Annotated in this window: 18 protein-coding genes; 12 read left to right on the top strand and 6 right to left on the bottom strand. The window is 36.1% G+C overall.

The window, feature by feature from the left end; genetic code table 11:
* The first annotated feature begins 66 nt into the window (after nt 1–66).
* The 6 genes from ACFJGY_RS10095 to ACFJGY_RS10070 all read left to right on the top strand — a co-directional run bounded on the left by ACFJGY_RS10095 (nt 67) and on the right by ACFJGY_RS10070 (nt 7,750).
* A complete protein-coding gene (locus ACFJGY_RS10095) occupies nt 67–447 on the top strand; it encodes a GxxExxY protein (protein WP_379963486.1) in 381 nt (126 codons plus the stop codon).
* Between the two features lie 116 nt (nt 448–563).
* Nucleotides 564–1,505, top strand: coding sequence for an ABC transporter ATP-binding protein (locus ACFJGY_RS10090; RefSeq protein ID WP_379963484.1), 942 nt, complete (start codon nt 564–566; stop codon nt 1,503–1,505).
* A gap of 145 nt (nt 1,506–1,650) precedes the next feature.
* A complete protein-coding gene (locus ACFJGY_RS10085) occupies nt 1,651–2,103 on the top strand; it encodes a MarR family winged helix-turn-helix transcriptional regulator (protein WP_034964608.1) in 453 nt (150 codons plus the stop codon).
* Between the two features lie 18 nt (nt 2,104–2,121).
* Nucleotides 2,122–4,521 carry a 3-hydroxyacyl-CoA dehydrogenase/enoyl-CoA hydratase family protein gene (locus tag ACFJGY_RS10080; protein WP_379963482.1) on the top strand — a complete coding sequence of 800 codons (2,400 nt, stop codon included), beginning with the start codon at nt 2,122–2,124 and terminating at the stop codon, nt 4,519–4,521.
* A 244-nt stretch (nt 4,522–4,765) separates the two neighbouring features.
* A complete protein-coding gene (locus tag ACFJGY_RS10075; protein WP_379963480.1) occupies nt 4,766–5,941 on the top strand; it encodes an acetyl-CoA C-acyltransferase in 1,176 nt (391 codons plus the stop codon).
* 21 nt (nt 5,942–5,962) lie between these two features.
* Complete coding sequence (locus ACFJGY_RS10070) at nt 5,963–7,750, top strand: acyl-CoA dehydrogenase family protein (RefSeq protein WP_379963478.1); 1,788 nt, start codon at nt 5,963–5,965, stop codon at nt 7,748–7,750.
* A 78-nt stretch (nt 7,751–7,828) separates the two neighbouring features.
* Here ACFJGY_RS10070 and ACFJGY_RS10065 read toward each other — a convergent pair whose 3' ends face one another.
* The 6 genes from ACFJGY_RS10065 to ACFJGY_RS10040 all read right to left on the bottom strand — a co-directional run bounded on the left by ACFJGY_RS10065 (nt 7,829) and on the right by ACFJGY_RS10040 (nt 11,477).
* Nucleotides 7,829–8,197 (bottom strand): hypothetical protein, encoded by a 369-nt coding sequence (locus ACFJGY_RS10065; RefSeq protein WP_379963476.1) that lies wholly within the window; start codon nt 8,195–8,197, stop codon nt 7,829–7,831.
* A 1-nt stretch (nt 8,198) separates the two neighbouring features.
* Nucleotides 8,199–8,828: a hypothetical protein gene (locus ACFJGY_RS10060; RefSeq protein ID WP_379963474.1), complete on the bottom strand. Its 630-nt coding sequence runs from the start codon at nt 8,826–8,828 to the stop codon at nt 8,199–8,201.
* Nucleotides 8,829–8,970: 142 nt separating this feature from the next.
* Nucleotides 8,971–9,279 carry a helix-turn-helix domain-containing protein gene (locus tag ACFJGY_RS10055; protein WP_379963472.1) on the bottom strand — a complete coding sequence of 103 codons (309 nt, stop codon included), beginning with the start codon at nt 9,277–9,279 and terminating at the stop codon, nt 8,971–8,973.
* Nucleotides 9,263–9,598, bottom strand: coding sequence for a type II toxin-antitoxin system RelE/ParE family toxin (locus ACFJGY_RS10050; RefSeq protein ID WP_379963470.1), 336 nt, complete (start codon nt 9,596–9,598; stop codon nt 9,263–9,265). The genes ACFJGY_RS10055 and ACFJGY_RS10050 overlap by 17 nt, the downstream gene beginning before the upstream one ends.
* A 92-nt stretch (nt 9,599–9,690) precedes the next feature.
* The gene (locus ACFJGY_RS10045) at nt 9,691–10,899 is read right to left on the bottom strand and encodes a DUF763 domain-containing protein (RefSeq protein ID WP_379963468.1); all 1,209 of its coding nucleotides are present in this window, start codon (nt 10,897–10,899) and stop codon (nt 9,691–9,693) included.
* A gap of 215 nt (nt 10,900–11,114) precedes the next feature.
* A complete protein-coding gene (locus tag ACFJGY_RS10040; RefSeq protein WP_063968195.1) occupies nt 11,115–11,477 on the bottom strand; it encodes an arsenate reductase family protein in 363 nt (120 codons plus the stop codon).
* A 346-nt stretch (nt 11,478–11,823) separates the two neighbouring features.
* On the opposite strand from ACFJGY_RS10040, the gene ACFJGY_RS10035 reads away from it, so the two are divergent.
* The 6 genes from ACFJGY_RS10035 (at nt 11,824) to trpC (ending at nt 18,167) form a co-directional block, all read left to right on the top strand.
* Entirely contained in the window at nt 11,824–12,291 is a 468-nt protein-coding gene (locus ACFJGY_RS10035) for an acyl-CoA thioesterase (RefSeq protein WP_034964587.1), read from the top strand.
* Nucleotides 12,292–12,432: 141 nt separating this feature from the next.
* Nucleotides 12,433–13,983, top strand: coding sequence for a choice-of-anchor J domain-containing protein (locus ACFJGY_RS10030; RefSeq protein ID WP_379963465.1), 1,551 nt, complete (start codon nt 12,433–12,435; stop codon nt 13,981–13,983).
* A 288-nt stretch (nt 13,984–14,271) separates the two neighbouring features.
* The gene (locus ACFJGY_RS10025; protein WP_379963463.1) at nt 14,272–15,690 is read left to right on the top strand and encodes an anthranilate synthase component I family protein; all 1,419 of its coding nucleotides are present in this window, start codon (nt 14,272–14,274) and stop codon (nt 15,688–15,690) included.
* Nucleotides 15,687–16,253, top strand: a complete 567-nt coding sequence (locus ACFJGY_RS10020; protein ID WP_379963461.1) for an anthranilate synthase component II — start codon at nt 15,687–15,689, stop codon at nt 16,251–16,253. The genes ACFJGY_RS10025 and ACFJGY_RS10020 overlap by 4 nt, the downstream gene beginning before the upstream one ends.
* A gap of 2 nt (nt 16,254–16,255) precedes the next feature.
* Entirely contained in the window at nt 16,256–17,242 is a 987-nt protein-coding gene (trpD, locus tag ACFJGY_RS10015) for an anthranilate phosphoribosyltransferase (RefSeq protein WP_379963459.1), read from the top strand.
* Between the two features lie 145 nt (nt 17,243–17,387).
* Nucleotides 17,388–18,167 (top strand): indole-3-glycerol phosphate synthase TrpC, encoded by a 780-nt coding sequence (trpC, locus tag ACFJGY_RS10010; RefSeq protein WP_379963457.1) that lies wholly within the window; start codon nt 17,388–17,390, stop codon nt 18,165–18,167.
* Nucleotides 18,168–18,182: the final 15 nt, after the last annotated feature.

Genomic DNA, 18,182 nt, shown 5'->3' with positions numbered 1-18,182 from the left:
TTTAAAGAAACTTTTTGCCTTTGTGTTAAATATGCCATTTTATTTTATCTTCGATAAAAAATACAAATGACAGAAAATGAATTATCAAAAATTGTATTCGAAGCTGGACTCAAAATTCATAAGAAATTAGGTCCCGGATTATTTGAAAATGTTTATGAAGAATGCTTATTTTATGAGTTGCAAAAACAAGGTTTGAAAGTTGAAAAACAAATGGTTTTATCAATTATTTATGAAGAACTAAAAATCAACAACGCTTTTCGTATTGATATATTAGTTGAATCAAAATTAATTTTGGAAGTAAAAGCAGTTGAATTTATAAATCCATCTCACAAAGCACAATTATTAACTTACTTAAAAATGACAGGCTGTAAATTAGGTTTGCTAATCAACTTTAATGAAGAAACTTTTAAAGCCGGTGTTTCACGAATAATAAATGGTTATTTATAAAATGAATATTTCATTAAAAATAAAGGCAAGATTTTTCATTTAACGAAGTTAAACCTTGCGCCTTAAATATATTTAAATTAAAAAGAAACTTTGTGCCTTCGTGTAAACAGCAAAATATGTTTTTAGATATTAAACAAGTATCAATCGGCTACTCAGAACCATTAATTTCTGACATCAATACTTCCTTAGAATTAGGCGAAGTTTGTCTTCTGATGGGAAATAACGGCATCGGAAAAACGACTTTGATCAAATCAATTCTTGGGCAAAATAACCTTTTAGGTGGCGAAATTTTCATTAATCAAAAATCTGTTAAAAAATTAAACCCGTCCGAAATAGCTTCTCAAATCGCAATCGTTTTTTCTAAATCCGAAATACCTGAAAATTATACCGTAACAGATCTGATTTCTTTGGGGAAATATATTCATTATCCATATTATTTTAAACTCAACGAAAAGGATATAACTGATGTTAATGAAATAATTGACAAACTAAATCTTACACATTTTCGAAATAAAAAATTAACAGAACTTTCTGATGGTAATCTTCAGAAAGTCTTTATTGGTCGTGCTTTAGCTCAGAATTCGCCCTTCATTATTTTGGATGAACCAACAACGCATCTGGATGAAGAAAATAAATTGATGATTCTTTCTTTGATTCGAAATTTAGCGAAGAATGAAAATAAGTTAATTCTCTTCTCTTCCCACGATTGGCGACTGGCAAAGGAATTTTCGGATAAAATCTGGTGGCTGAAAGATAAAAATCTTATCAGCGGAATCTCCGAAGAAATCATTCTCAATAATCCTGAATTGGTTACACCAAAGATTTTAGATTTTAATCATAATTTTCATTCGCCTGATATCGAAGCACCAAAACTAGAAAAAGAAATGATGTTTTCATTCCTTCAAAAAAACTTTGCTTCAGATTTGAGAAATTTTAAATTGACGTTTAAAAATGACAAATGGGAACTGAAATCGGATGATTTTTATGATAATTATCATAGTTTTCCAGAAATTAAACAGTCTTTGCAAAACCTCATGAATACAATTGAATCTGATTAAATATAAAATTTCATATTTTTAATTACTGCGATTTGCATAGTAATTAACATATTAAAAATCAACACATTAAATATTAAAACTGATAAATACTATGCATGCATAGTATTTTTTTTATATTTGTATAAAGCACTTCAATATGCTAATTATGGAAAAGAAAAATTCAGAAAAAGTCGAAAGTGTTGACTTGATGCTCAAGTCGGCTTGGTTAGCGGTCTCGAAAATGTATTCGGACCAAGCTTCGTTGTATAATTCAACTGCTGTTCAGGCACTTACATTACTTAAAATCGATCCTAAAGAAGGAACAAGAAGTACAAATCTTGGTCCCAAAATGGCGATTGAACCCACTTCTCTTACACGAATTATCAAACTTCTGGAAGACAACGGTTATATCTACAAAGAAAAGACGACGACAGACAAACGTGAAGTCATTATTAAATTAACTGATAAAGGCATCAATTCCAGAAACTTATCAAAGGAAGTTGTTCTTAATTTCAATAAGAAAATTGTGGAGAGAATTCAGCCGGAAAAATTTGAAGTCTTCAAAGAAGTGATGAATGATATTCTGAAAATCGCCAATGAACTTAATAATAGAAAATAATAAAATAAATTGCATTAAATGAACAGAAAAATAAAACACGTTACAGTCCTCGGCTCCGGCGTGATGGGTTCCGGAATTGCCTGCCATTTGGCTGGTAACGGGATTCAGGTTTTGATGTTGGATATGCCTCCGAAAGAATTGTCCGAAAAAGACAAAGCAGCGGGCGTAAAACCAGAAAGTAAAAAATTCAGAAACAGTGTGGCGCAAGGTCATCTTGATACCGCACTGAAAAGTAATCCTTCCCCAATCTATGACAAATCCTTCGCTTCCAGAATTACCGTTGGAAACTTCGAAGATGATTTGGAGAAAATCAAGAATTCGGATTGGGTGATTGAAGTGATTGTCGAGAGATTGGACATCAAACAATCGATGTTCGAAAAAGTTGACAAACTCCGCAAACCGGGAACTTTGATTACTTCCAACACGTCAGGAATTCCGATTCATTTGATGTCAGAAGGAAGGTCAGAGGATTTCCAGAAACATTTTTGCGGAACGCACTTCTTCAATCCGCCAAGATATTTGAAATTATTTGAAGTGATTCCAGGTCCGAAAACGGATAAATCTGTCGTTGATTTCTTTATGTCTTACGGCGAGAAATTCCTTGGAAAAACGACGGTTCTTTGTAAAGATACGCCAGGTTTTATCGGTAACAGAATCGGCGTTTATTCGATGGCGAAAATTATGGAACTGACTGAGGAAATCGGTTTGACCATTGAAGAAGCAGATTCCTTAACAGGTGATTTGCTGAATCGTCCAAAAACAGGAACTTTCAAATTGGGAGATTTGGTTGGATTAGACACGGCTTTCAATGTTACGAAAGGACTTCAAGCCAATTTGAAAGGCGACGAAATGGTTCAGGCTTTGAAAGATTCCAAAACTTTGAATCATTTAATTGAAAATAAATTCCTTGGCGATAAAGCTAAAAAGGGATTCTATTATAAGGAAAAAGACGCTGGTGGCAATATCAACCGTTTTGTCCTTAATTATGAAACTTTAGGTTACGAGCCTACAAAACAGCCGAAACTTCCAATCGTGAAAGCGGCGAAAGAAGCTGGTAGTTTGAAAAATCGTTTGCCAATTTTGTTGAAAGACCAAACCAAAGCTGGCGAATTGATTAGAAAACATTACGCATCACTTTTCGCTTACGTTTCTCAACGAGTTCCCGAAATTACCGATGTATTCTACTCCATCGATGATGCGATGAAAACCGGTTATGCGTGGAAATACGGACCATTCGAAAATTGGGATTTCTTGGGAATTCAAAAAGGAATTGATTTGGTGGAAAGCGAAGGCTACAAAGTCGCTGATTGGGTTAAAGAAATGCTCGCTTCAGGAAACGAATCTTTTTACAAATTAGAAAACGGAAAACAGTTATTCTACAATCAAAATACGAAAACTTACGAACCGATTCCAGGTTTGGATGCTTTCATTATTCTTGATAATATCAGAAAAGAAAAAACCATCTGGTCAAATTCCGAATCTGCTTTGATTGACCTTGGAGACGGAATTTTGAACTTCGAATTCCGTTCAAAAATGAATTCTCTTGGTGGCGGCGTTTTGGAAGGACTTAATAAATCCATCGACATTGCTGAGAAAGATTACAGAGGTTTGGTTATCGGAAATCAATCTGATAATTTCTCAGTAGGCGCAAACCTTGCGATGGTAATGATGATGGCCGTTGAACAAGATTGGTACGAACTGAATATGGCCATTAACCTATTCCAGCAAACATCAATGAAATTGAGATATTCATCGATTCCTGTCATTGCCGCACCTTTCGGAATGACGCTTGGTGGTGGTTGCGAATTCTCGATGCATTCGGATAAAATTGTGGCGGCAGCAGAAACTTACATCGGTTTGGTGGAAGTTGGTGTTGGTTTGATTCCAGGCGGTGGCGGAACGAAAGAGTTTGCTTTACGAGCTTTGAAAGGCGCACTTCCTGACGACGTTAAAACCAATCATTTGCGAAATTACTTTATGAACATTGCAACCGCGAAAGTTGCAACTTCAGCTCACGAAGCAAAGCAAATGGGTATTTTGACCGACAAAGATATCATCGTTGTAAACAAAGACAGACAAATTGCAGAAGCAAAACGTCAGGCAATTATCCTGGACGAATTAGGATACACACCACCAGTTCCGGAAAAAATAAAAGTCCTAGGAAAAGAATCAATGGGAATGTTCTACGTTGGAACAGACCAAATGGTTGCTGGCGGTTACGCCTCAGAGCACGACAGATTGATTGCCAACAAAATCGGCTACGTAATGACCGGCGGAAATCTCTCCGAACCAACAGAAGTTTCCGAGCAGTATCTTTTGGATTTGGAAAGAGAAGCGTTCCTTTCACTTTGTGGTGAGAGAAAAACGCTTGAGAGAATTCAGACGATGCTCACTACCGGTAAACCGCTTAGAAACTAAAAAGCTCAGTAGGAGCGAACTGTTAATAGCAAACAATAGAGTTGCAAGCCAAGCCTCATAGAGGCGACCCGATAATAGAGTATTCAGATTTTATTTAAAAATTTAAAATTGATTTTGATTCAAAAATATTTGATTAATTGAATAAAATTAACAGGTCGCTCCTACGGAGCTTCGCTAAAAAATAATAATTAGCTATTAACACTTTACCTCTACGAGGCATAATAAAAATTAAAACAGAAAATAAATGGAAGCATATATAGTAACAGGATACAGAACAGCAGTTGGTAAAGCGCCGAAAGGTTCTTTGCGTTTTACCCGTCCGGATGATATGGCGGCAACTGTGATAGAACATCTGATGAAAGACATTCCAAATCTTGACCCGGCTCGCATAGACGATTTGATCGTTGGCTGTGCAATGCCGGAAGCAGAACAAGGATTGAACTTTGCAAGATTAATCTCATTAATGGGATTGGATACCGACAAAGTTTCCGGAGTTACCGTGAACAGATATTGCGCATCGGGTTCGGAATCGATTGCAATTGCAGCAGCAAAAATCAAAGCCGGAATGGCAGAATGCATCATCGCTGGTGGTGCAGAAAGTATGTCTTATATCCCTATGGGTGGTTACAAACCTATTCCGGATACGGATTTGGCAAAGAAACATCCCGATTATTATTGGGGAATGGGATTGACGGCGGAAGCTGTTGCCAACGAATTCAAAGTGAGTCGTGAAGACCAAGACCAATTTGCTTACAACTCTCATCAGAAAGCAATGAAAGCCATCAAAGAAGGAAAATTTGACAGCCAGATTGTTCCAATTGATGTGAAATATAATTTTCTTGACGATAGAGAAAAAGTTCAGATTAAAGATTTTGCATTCAAAACAGATGAAGGGCCAAGAGCAGATACATCTATTGAGGCTTTGGCAAAGTTACGTCCGGTTTTTGCAGCAAACGGTTCCGTGACGGCTGGTAATTCTTCTCAAACTTCTGATGGTGCCGCTTTTACAATGGTAATGTCCGAAAGAATGGTAAAAGAATTGAACCTGACGCCAATTGCAAGATTAATGTCATATTCCACAGTGGGAGTTCCACCAAGAATTATGGGAATCGGACCAATGTATGCTATTCCGAAAGCGTTGGAACAGGCTGGGCTTAAACAATCCGACATCGATTTGTTTGAATTGAATGAGGCTTTTGCTTCTCAATCTCTTGCAGTTTTGAGAGGATTAGATATTAATCCTGACATCGTAAATGTCAATGGAGGTGCAATCGCTCTCGGACATCCGCTTGGTTGTACAGGAACTAAATTAACAGTCCAACTTCTTGACGAAATGAAACGCAGAAACAGCAAATATGGTGTTGTGACAATGTGCGTAGGAACTGGTCAGGGCGCAGCGAGTGTTTTCGAATTATTATAAAACTCAAATTAAAATATTAATATGTCAACCGAAACTAAAACAACACACGGCGGGGAATTCCTCATCAAAGAAATAAAAACAGAAGACATTTTCAGTCTTGAAGAGTTGTCCGAAGAACAAAAAATGCTTCGCGATTCTGCAAAAGAATTCATAGATAAAGAAGTAGTTCCGAACAAAGAACGCTTTGAGAAAAAAGATTACGCCTACACGGAAGAAGTGATGCGTAAAATCGGAGAAATGGGATTCCTGGGAATTGCTGTTCCTGAAGCTTACGGCGGATTAGGAATGGGATTCGTGACCACAATGCTGGCTTGCGATTACATCTCCGGAACGACTGGTTCATTGGCAACAGCTTACGGCGCGCACACGGGAATTGGAACACTTCCTATCCTGCTTTACGGTAGCGAATACCTGAAAAACAAATACCTCCCGGACTTAGCGGCTGGAACCAAATTCGGTGCTTATTGTTTGACTGAGCCGGATGCAGGTTCTGATGCCAACAGCGGAAAAACAAAAGCAAAATTGTCTGATGACGGAAAACATTACATCATCAACGGACAAAAAATGTGGATTTCGAATGCAGGTTTTGCAGACACTTTCACATTGTTCGCCAAGATTGACGATGACAAAAACATCACTGGATTCGTCATCAACCGTTCCGAATTGGAAAATCCTGAGAGTATGACTTTCGGAGAGGAAGAACACAAATTGGGAATCCGTGCGTCTTCTACACGTCAGGTTTTCTTCAATGATATGAAAGTTCCTGTTGAGAATCTTTTGGGCGAAAGAAACAACGGTTTCAAAATCGCTCTTAATGCCCTGAACGTTGGCCGAATCAAATTGGCTGCAGCGTGCTTGGATGCGCAAAGAAGAATCCTGAACCATTCATTGACTTATTCTACGGAGAGAAAACAGTTTGGCGTTTCTATCAACACTTTCGGAGCGATTCGCAAGAAGTTGGCAGAGATGGCGACTGGCGCTTTCGTGAGTGAGGCTGGTTCTTACCGTGGCGCAAAAGATGTCGAAAACAAAATCGAGGAATTGGTTGCCGGCGGAATGAATCACGAAGAAGCGGAATTGAAAGGTGTGGAGGAATTTGCTGTTGAATGTTCTATCCTGAAAGTTTTCGTTTCGGATTTGGCACAACATTCAGCGGATGAAGGGATTCAAATCTTTGGTGGAATGGGCTTCTCAGAAGATACACCAATGGAATCTGCCTGGAGAGATTCTAGGATTTCCAGAATCTACGAAGGAACCAATGAAATCAATAGACTTCTTGCCGTTGGAATGCTTATCAAACGGACGATGCAAGGGAAAATCGATTTGTTGACGCCTGCAAAAAATGTAGGGAAAGAATTGATGGGAATCCCGTCTTTCGACATTCCGGATTATTCCGAATATATGTCTGAGGAAAAAGAAGTCATCAAAAATCTGAAGAAAGTATTCCTGATGGTTTCCGGTTCTGCCCTTCAAAAATATATGATGGACATCGAGAAACAACAGCATCTTCTCCTGAACGCTTCCGAAATCCTGAACCAAATCTATATGGCAGAATCTGCCATCCTGAGAGCGGAGAAACATTTCGACACCGATTCTGTAGAAGCAGCAATGGCAAGACTGAATCTTTACAAAGCCGTTGACATCATCGCAACCAACGCCAAAGAAGGCATCGTGTCTTTCTCCGAAGGCGACGAGCAAAGAATGATGCTAGTCGGGCTAAGACGTTTTACAAAATACGTGAATACTCCAAATCCAATTGCTTTGACGGAAAAAATTGCAGAGCATTTTATTGGGAAAGGTTCTTATTAAAATGTCAATTTAATTGAAATAAATAAACCCTCTGAGTTTTTCGGAGGGTTTTCTTGTAGTTAAAAAAAGGTCTTTTCTTTAGATTTTCTCTTTTACTTGTCTTTCCTTATAAAGTTTGAGAATTTGAAAAAATTCAATAATCTGTCCTGAATATATTTTTTCTGTTAGAAATAAAGATATTTTTCTAATAAAATATAAAATTACCACCCCACCTAAAATAAAAAAAGAACCATTACTATTATTGCGAGTTAAAAAAAATCCTAAAAATAAATTTATGGTAACTATTAAAACTATTGTTATAAAAAAGATTAAATTATTACTCTTTAAAGTAAATTTTGAATTATCTGCTGTTTTATTAATTTCAAATCTAACATTTTTGTATTTAATAATATCTGAAGATTTTGTATTTTCGATAACTTCAAAATAATTTATTTTGTTAATTTCCATTCTATTCTTTATTAATTGATTGTATAATTTTATTAGCAATTTTCTCCCAAGTTGAGTAATCTGCTTCCGATTTGGCAATTGATAAGACAATCATTGTAGTGTCGTTGAATATGTATAAAATATCAGATTTTGCATTTAAAATATCATTTTCTTTCACTTTAAGACTTGTAGAAATAGTACATAATAAAACATTTACACCATTAATTGATAGCATTTTGGTTTTATTAATAAACTGAGCACTTCCTTTTTCAAATTGATTTAGATTTTCGGAAACTTTAGAATCAATATAATTCGTAAATAAGGATTTAAGTTCATCACTTTTATCCATAGTCAAGTTATTAACACTTTCAGGCATAATAACTTTATTAATGTTAACGTTTATAAAACTTTTTGGATTATTAATATCTGTTATTATGTATGCATCCTGATTTTCTAAATATTTTTTATCTTTTATAAATGATTTTTCAAGCTTCTCATTTTCGATAAATTTGTTTACTTCATTTATGCTTAGCTTCTTTTTATTAAATTCTTGATTTATAACAATTGAAATATTTTTATCTAGATAGATTTTTGTTTGCCCCAGACAAAAAACATTAATAAATAAAACAATAAGGAATAGATTTTTTTTCATATTAATTTAAAGTATAAATTTTGTAAACAGTGACATAATTTTAATAATTTTTACGGAAATCCGTATTCCATAGATAAAGATTAAAAAATCAGTTACATCGAATATTAGTATTAATTTGTAAAAACTTTATACAGGAATAAAATCAATCAATTTTAATACTCAATTCCAACCGTCCACCAAAACCCAACTCAACAATCTTTTGAAGAGTCGAGATTCGGGCTTCTTTCAGATTATTTTCGATTTTGGAAATATAGGATTTAGTCGTTCCAGCTTTTTCCGCTAATTCTTCTTGTGTCATTCCCAGTTCCAAACGTGTATCGTGGATAAGCGCTCCAATCTTAAAATTTTCGTAACCATCTTCAAGTTCGTCACGTTCTTTTGTTCCACGTTTACCAAAATTTTTCTCTTTGAACTCATCAAGAGTTGTTAGATTTTTATTTGCTGTCTTCATATTCCTTTTTGATTTTTAATGCCATTTCTATTTCTTTCTTAGGAGTCTTCTGCGTTTTCTTTTGAAAGCTATTTGCCACAACAATCAGTTTACCTTCGTCAAAAAAACAGAAAATTCTAAAAATTTCGCTCGCAACTTGTACACGGATTTCGTAAAGTCCGTCTGTATTTTCTAAATGTTTGAGATAAGTTTCCGGAACTCTTTGTAAATCTTCTATCAGCTCAAAAGTCCAAACAATTTTGGTTTTTACTTTTAAAGTCTGTTTGTCGAAGAAATCTTGAAAGTAGTTTTTGAAAAATGTTATTTTTCTATATTTCATATTTGTGTTTACAAAACAAAAATACAAAAGTTTCACTAAAGTGAAACAAACAGAATGAAATGTTTTAGATTATTAAAACAAAGTACTGAAAATCAAAACAAACTCAACTGAATCCCACCATTCTTCCCCGGCTTGGCATCACCAAAAACCGTTTTCCCACCAAATCGCCACGAGTTTTGTCGCTCCTCTTCTATCACTTCTTCGAGGTTAAAATCCGGCGTGAAGTTCGCTTCTGTTCTCAAAGCAATCTCGTGAAGTTTTTTGATGGCTTGGCTTTTATCCGTATTCCCCAACTTAGATTTCTCGATGCCGGTTCTTAGGATAGAAATGGTTTCATCATAGGTTTTGGTAGGCACAGGAAACGGATGACCGTCTTTCCCGCCGTGCGCAAAAGAAAACCTTGCTGGGTCTGTAAATCTCGATGGTGCCCCGTGAATCACTTCACTCACGAGAGCCAGAGACTGCATCGTTCTGGGACCAACGCCTTTCAGCATCAGCAGTTCCTCAAAATTCTCAGGCTGATTTTCCCTCGCCAGCCAAAGAATGTTTCCCAGTTTTTTCATATCCACATCACTGGCCAAAACCTCGTGATGCGCCGGCAAAATCAAACGTTGGAAATCCTGCATCCATTTCTCGGAATCGGTTTTTGTAATGTCAACAATGCCGTTTCTGCTTTGTTCCGCTTGAGCAGAAGTCAGATTAAGAATATGACCACGATTAACGCCAGAAATTCCCGTATGAGGCTCATTCACAAAAGAACTGACATTCTCAGAAAGCCAATGGTAACGCCTCGCAGTGCCGTCGGAATCGTGCATTCCTTGCTGAACAACCGCCCAATTCCCTTGGTCTGATAAAATAAAATTATGAAGATAAAGCTGATAACCATCCTGAATAGCCGTATTATCAACCTTCGCAGAAAGTTTACTACATCGTACAAGCTCAGTCCCGTCAAGTCCGGTAGAATCTGCAATTCTCAGAAGTTCGCTCGGTGTATCTTTGGAGAATCTCCCTTTTCCGCCAGCGATGTAAATCCCCAATGATTTAGAATTTGGATTGATCGAACGTTTCAAAGCGCCCATCACAGAAGTCGTGATACCAGACGAATGCCAATCCATTCCCATCACCGCGCCAAAACTCTGGAACCAAAACGGGTCTGCAAGTCTTCTAAGAACTTCATCTTTACCATAATCCGCGAGAATCACTTCCACGATGGCGAGCCCAAGTTTCGACATACGTTCATAAAGCCAAGGCGGAACCTGACCGTAATGTAAAGGCAAATCTGCAGTTCCGGAACGTTTCATTGTGTGAAATTACGACTAAATTTTATTTTTCGCATTCAAATTCTAAAACCAGATTAGAATTAAATTAAAAAAAATTGTCTCGCAGATTTTACAGATTCAGCAGATTAATTTTAAACATTTTAAATCTGGTCAATCTGTAAAATCTGCGAGAACTAAAAATAAAAAAATCCGAAACGATTACGCTCCGGATTGATTTACTGTAAAAATTTTATGACTTAATTTTCTTTCTTAGAAAGGAAATAATCTTTTAATTTACCAAGGTTGATTTTGTCGCTGCCTACAAAGATTTCTTCTTCAGTAAGGAAAACCGGACGTTTCAAAAACGTATAGTGGTCCAATAGCAATTCTTTGTAATCTTTCTCCTGAAGGGTTTTCGGGTCAAGTTCCTGTAATTTGATTTGGTTGGATTTCTTATTGAAAAGCGCTTCATAAGAACCCGCCAATTTGTACATATCTTCAACTTCTTCCTCAGTAATTGGGTTTGTTTTTATTTCACGTAGTTCCCAATCTCTTGTATCATATTGTCCTAATATTTTTCTACAAGTATCGCAAGTTTTAAGATAAAATACTTTTTTCATTTTGCAAAAATACATTTTATTTTTCACATCTTGGCTATGTCGTTTAGTTATCTTATATTACGCCCCGACGCAAAGTCTCATCTTGTGCATTTTACGTCCCAAACTTTAACTTCCTTTAAGAATTTATTGCTTTTATAATTTGGGCAGCTTTATCCGTCCTCCACTCCCGCTTTTTTGTCGTTGCGAAGGACGTTTAGCCATAAGTTGAACTGTTCTGCATCCGCAACAACAAAAAGAGCTCCGTTCAGGCCGGGCTACGGATTTTGTAACCAAACAAGTTTACTATTTAAAAAGAGATTTCCCAATCCTTTCAAAAGCCTTACATTTGAATTTAATTTTCAAAAAGATGGACAACAAACCAATTACTTTCCAGTTTATTTCAGAACCTACAGACGTCAATTTTGGTGGCAATGTCCATGGCGGAAGCGTGATGAAATGGATAGACCAGGTCGGTTATGCCTGTGCAAGCAATTGGTCATCCAGCTACTGCGTCACTGTTTACGTTGGCGGAATCAGGTTTTATCAACCAATCAAAATTGGCGAAATTGTCAAGTTGGAATCTCACGTCATTTACACAGGAACTTCCAGTATGCACATCGCAATCGATGTCTATTCCAGAAACATCAAAGAGAAAACATTCGAAAAGAAAACCCACTGCATCATTGTTTTCGTAGCTGTTGACGAGAAAGGAAAATCCGTCCAAGTACCAAAATGGACACCAACTACAGAACAAGAAATCCAAATGCAGGAATACGCCATCAAACTGATGAATCTCCGCCGCGATATCGAAGATGAAATGAAACCTTTTTTATAAATATATTTGATAACACAAAAGATTCATATTTAAGTATTGACAATTCATAATGGTTATAAATTGATTAAAATTTAACAAATGGATTTATTCAATCCGGACAACAATACATATTTTTGTCCAGAATTAAAAAATATATTCAAATTGAATAAAAAAATTATCAGTTTATTGGCCTTGTCATTAGTGGTCAATATCAATGCACAGGTTTTCAATGCCGGTTTCGAGAACAACAACGGAACGCCTTTATCACAATTCAAAACAATCAATGCAGATGGATTAACGGTTCCGGAATGGGGACAAGTTCAGGATTTCAATACGGAAGCCTGGATCCAATTTTACGATGGTTATGATAACAAAATTGCTTTCAGTACATCTTATTACGATCCTGAGGGACAAGCTAACGATTGGTTGATTACACCAGCTATCACAATTCCGCAAAACGGTAATCCTACTCTTTATTGGAAAGGTAAATCCTACGACTTTGAATTCACAGATTCTTACGCAGTCAAAGTTTCTGAAACCAATAATAATCAGGAATCTTTCACTACAACGCTGACGCAGATCGATGCTGAACAGCCTTTTGATTATGCCAGCCACAATCTTGATCTTTCTGCTTACAAAGGCAAAACCATCTATTTGGCTTTTGTGAATAATACGAATAGCGGAACTTATTTGGCTTTAGATGACTTATACATCAGCCAATCTGCAAATTGCGTAATGCCTTCAGTAGATGGATTTTCAACTTCCAATTTGAAACCAAATTCTGTAACCATCAATTGGTCTGCAACTCCAGGAATCACAAATTATGATACAGGTTTAACAACTTTTGAGACTTCAGTATCTTCAAAAGGAACTACTTCTTCTACAACCAAAGCTTTCGATAATTTACAATCAGGGAAAAGATATCAGTTCTATTTAAAAAATGCAGATTGCGGATCTGGATGGGCTGGACCAAAATCGGTGTGGACACCTTCAGAATTGCCTTATTCTTATGATTTCGAAAAAACAGTTGAAAATTTCGGAGAATATGACTCAGACGGTTGGGCTTCTACAACCTGGCTGAACGGCGAAAATGGAGCTGTAGCACAAAACGGAAGCGGTTATGTTTTTAACAATACAAGTAAAACTACAACCAAGAATGACTGGATTTTCTCTTATCCAATTTATTTGAAAAAAGATGAAACGGTTACGGTAAAATATTATTCTGCAATAGGAAGTGCTGATGCAAGCCCTGCAACATTGAAATTAACAGTTGCAACCAGTCAGGATAAAAATGACATTATTGAAACATTGAGTACAGATGTAATTTCTACAAATACTTACACAGAATTTACTAAAACTTACAAAGCCAATTCTGATAATGTTTATTACTTTGGATTTGGTAACACAACTGCTCCGGTTGCGACTACAACTGCTCTGAGAATTGATAACGTAACTTTTACAAAAAGTTCTTTGGCTGTTAGCGATATTAATAAAAAAGATATCAAAATATATCCAAATCCAGTTGTTGATCAGCTGAATATTAAAACTGACGAAACGATCAAAGCTGTAGAAATCTATTCTGTCGACGGAAAATTACTCCGCAGGATTGATGGCAATAACAACAAAGTTGACTTTAGAAATTATCCAAAAGGAACTTATTTGGTAAAAATTGAGACCAACAAATCGGTTACTTCTCAAAAAGTGATAAAATAGTTGTAAAAATTAGTTTAGAATTTTTTTGAAAAAATAGTTGTGGAATTAAAAATCATTTCTAAATTTGTCCCAATGAAACGACAGTTCCATCTGTCCTTTAAAAAAAAATTATTATCAACAGATGAAATCAATGAACAAAAATAACTGGTGGTGGCTTTCTAACTCTTTGTCGGGTCTGAAAGGCTTATCGGTGTTCTAAATCCTGAACTAACTATAACTCAATCATAATAAGACTTCGACAATTTTTGTTGAAGTCTTTTTTTTATTCAAATATTAAAATTAAATCTGATGAAATTCAGTAAAACCATAAAAGTAAAAACCATCGTAAAATCACAATTGGCAGACCTTTTCACGCCAATCGGAATTTACCTGCGACTTCGCGACAATTTCCGTGATACAATTCTTTTGGAGAATGCGGGAAATCAGAACTCGGAGAATTCCTATTCTTTCATTTGTGTGAACGCCATTGCAGGAATCGAAATCAGAGATTATCACGAAGCAGAATTCAAATTCCCATTGGAAAATCCAGAAAAAATACAATTGGAAAATGAAAAATTATCTGATCTGCTTCAGGAATTTTCAGACACTTTCCAATGCGAAAAACCAAACCACGAGATTGGGAAAAGTGCGCAAGGTTTTTTTGGATATACAAGCTATGATGCGATTCCATTCTTCGAAAATATCAAATTCAAGGAACTATCTGAGGAAAACAAAATTCCGTTGATGCGTTATCGCCTTTATCAATATGTGATTGCAATCAATCATCACAACGACGAAATGTTCCTGATAGAAAATAAAATCGATGGTTTAAAATCGGAACTTTCAACCATCGAAAATTTCATCAATCAAAAAAATGCGCCAGTTTTCCCATTCGAAATTACGGCAGAAGAAACGTCGAATTTAAAAGATGAAGAATTTTTGGAATCGGTAGAATTTGCTAAAAAACACTGCTTCCGAGGCGATGTTTTCCAGTTGGTTTTGAGCAGAAGATTTGAACAGAAATTTCAAGGTGACGAATTCAATGTTTATCGAGCTTTGCGGAATATCAATCCTTCACCATATTTATTTTTCTTCGATTACGGAGATTACAAACTAATTGGTTCAAGTCCCGAGAGTCAATTAATAATCAAAAACGGAAAGGCGATAATTCATCCAATCGCCGGAACTTTCAAACGGACCGGAAACATCGAAAAAGATTTGGAATCCGCAGAAGAACTCAAAAAGGATCCAAAAGAAAACGCTGAACATACGATGTTGGTTGATCTTGCAAGAAATGACTTGAGCATTCACGGGAAAAATACAAAAGTTTCTAAACTTAAAGAAATTCATTTTTTTTCACACGTGATCCATATGGTTTCAGAAGTGGTTGCTGATGTGAAAGAAAATCAAAATCCTTACGAAATGATTGCCACAACATTCCCACAAGGAACTTTGAGCGGCGCACCAAAATACAGAGCGATGCAGCTCATTGATGAACACGAGAAAACTTCCAGAAGTTTCTACGCAGGCTGCATTGGTTTTGTTGGTTTTGATGGAAGTTGCAATCAGGCGATTATGATCCGTACTTTCCTCAGTAAAAACAACACATTATTTTATCAAGCTGGCGCAGGAATCACAGCAAAATCCGTTGCAGAAAGTGAATTACAGGAAGTTAATAACAAACTTGGCGCTTTGAAAAAAGCCGTTTTAAAAGCAGAGAAATTATGAAAATATTAGTGTTCGACAATTACGACAGTTTTACTTACAATCTGGTTCAGATCATTGAGCAAATTGTTGGTGAAGAAGTTGATGTTTTCCGCAACGATAAAATTGCTTTGGAAGACATCGAAAAATACGATAAAATCATCCTTTCTCCAGGTCCGGGAATCCCGGAAGAAGCAGGAATTTTGTTAGAATTAATAAAAAAATATGCACCAACAAAATCAATTTTCGGCGTTTGTCTTGGACAACAGGCGATTGCAGAAGCTTTTGGTGGAAGTTTGATCAATCTTTCAGAGATCTATCACGGCGTTGCAACAGAAGCAATCCAAACCAAAGAACATAACATATTCAAAGATCTACCGGAAACGTTGGAAGTTGGCAGATATCATTCCTGGGCAGTAAACACAGAAGATTTTCCTTCAGAATTAGAAATCACAAGCGTTGACAAAAACGGAATGATTATGAGTCTGAGACACAAAACTTATGATGTTCACGCCGTTCAGTATCATCCGGAAAGTATCTTGACGCCTGATGGCAAAAAGATTTTAGAAAACTTCTTGAAGAATTAAAAATGAAACAAATACTACAATATCTCTTCAACCATCAGACTTTGACAAAATCCGAAGCCAAAGCAATTCTGACGGAGATTTCACAAAATAAATTCAATGAAAGCGAGGTGATTTCTTTTATCACAGTTTTCCTGATGAGAAGCATTACGCTGGAAGAATTGACTGGCTTCCGAGAAGCTTTACTTCAATTGGCAAAACCCATTGATTTGGAAACAAATGACTTGGTTGATATCGTAGGAACTGGCGGCGATGGAAAAAACACCTTTAATATTTCGACTTTAGCAAGCTTCATTGTTGCCGGAACTGGACAAAAAGTGGCTAAGCAAGGTAATTATGGTGCGTCATCAATCTCTGGTTCTTCCAATGTTCTGGAAGAATTAGGTTACAAATTCAAAGATAATTCTGAGGATTTGAAAGCCGATTTGGAAAAAGGAAATATCTGTTTCATCCACGCACCACTCTTCCATCCAGCTTTGAAGTCTGTCGCACCTTTGAGAAAACAATTGGGATTGAAAACGTTTTTCAATATTCTTGGACCATTAGTCAATCCTGCAAAACCAAAATACTCCATGGTCGGCGTTGCAAATCTGGAGATTGCAAGAGTTTATCAATACCTTTTACAACAGCAAAAAAGTGAGTTTATGATTATTCACGCTTTGGATGGCTATGACGAAATATCTTTAACCGGAGACACCAAAATATTCAATAAATCTGGAGAAAAAATCTATTCAGCAGAAGATTTGAAATTCAAAAATATAGATCCGGAAAGCATTTTTGGAGGTAATACAAAAGAAGAAGCGGCAAATATTTTCATCAATATTCTGGAAGGAAACGGAACCGACGCACAGAATTCTGTAGTTTTATCAAATGCTGCAATCGCTCTTCTGAACACTGGAAAGTACGGAAATTATGATGATTGTTTAGCACTGGCAAAAGACAGTTTGGAAAGTGGAAAGGCTTTACAAAGTCTGAAAAATATTATTAATTAGAATTTTTATGGCGACTTTCCGTCTTCCGCTCCCAATCTTTTTTGCAGACGATTTCAACAAAAACAGAACTCAACTATAAGCAAAAAAGGATTTCCGCTCAACCCGGGTCGCAGTTTCAACATCAATATAAACTTTAGTTAACAAAATGACCATTTTAGATAAAATCATAGAACGAAAAAAAGAAGAAGTTTCAGATTCAAAATCTAAGCTTTCTCTTGAAGAACTGAAGAATTCAGAATTTTTTGGAAGGCCAAGTTTTTCGTTGAAAGAAACTTTGAAATCCAAATCCGGAATTATTACCGAATTCAAAAGGCAATCGCCAAGCAAAGGAATCATCAATGATAAAGTTGTGCCTTTGGAAGTCGTTTCTCAATACGAAAAATTCGGAGCCAGCGCCGTTTCTATTTTGACAGATAAAGATTTTTTCGGTGGAAGTTTTGAAGATATTTTGAGCGTTCGGAATCACATCAACATTCCAATTTTGAGGAAAGATTTTATGGTCGATGAATATCAGTTTTATGAAGCAAAAGCAATTGGAGCAGATGTTATTTTATTAATTGCAAGCTGTCTTTCTCCGACTCAGGTTTCGGAGTTTACAGAATTGGCTCATCAATTGAACCTCGAAGTTCTATTGGAAATTCATTCTGAAGAAGAACTTGTTCATATTAATAAAAATGTAGATTTCGTTGGAATAAATAATAGAAATTTAAAAGATTTCAAAGTTGACCTGCAGCATTCTGTCAATTTGAAAAACCAGCTTCCAAAAGATATTTTGTCCGTTGCAGAAAGCGGAATTTATAATGAAGAAGATTTCAAATTCCTCAGAGAAAAAGGATTTGACGGATTTTTGATGGGCGAATATTTCATGAAAGATGAAAATCCGGGGGAAAAGTTTGGAGAATTTATTCAACAAGTTAGAAATTAGATTTTAGAAGTTAGA

Source organism: Epilithonimonas sp. UC225_85 (assembly GCF_042695135.1).
Taxonomy (GTDB): Bacteria; Bacteroidota; Bacteroidia; order Flavobacteriales; family Weeksellaceae; genus Epilithonimonas.
The sequence above is the reverse complement of the archived record's forward strand: the minus strand, read 5'-3'. Positions and strand labels throughout refer to the sequence as shown.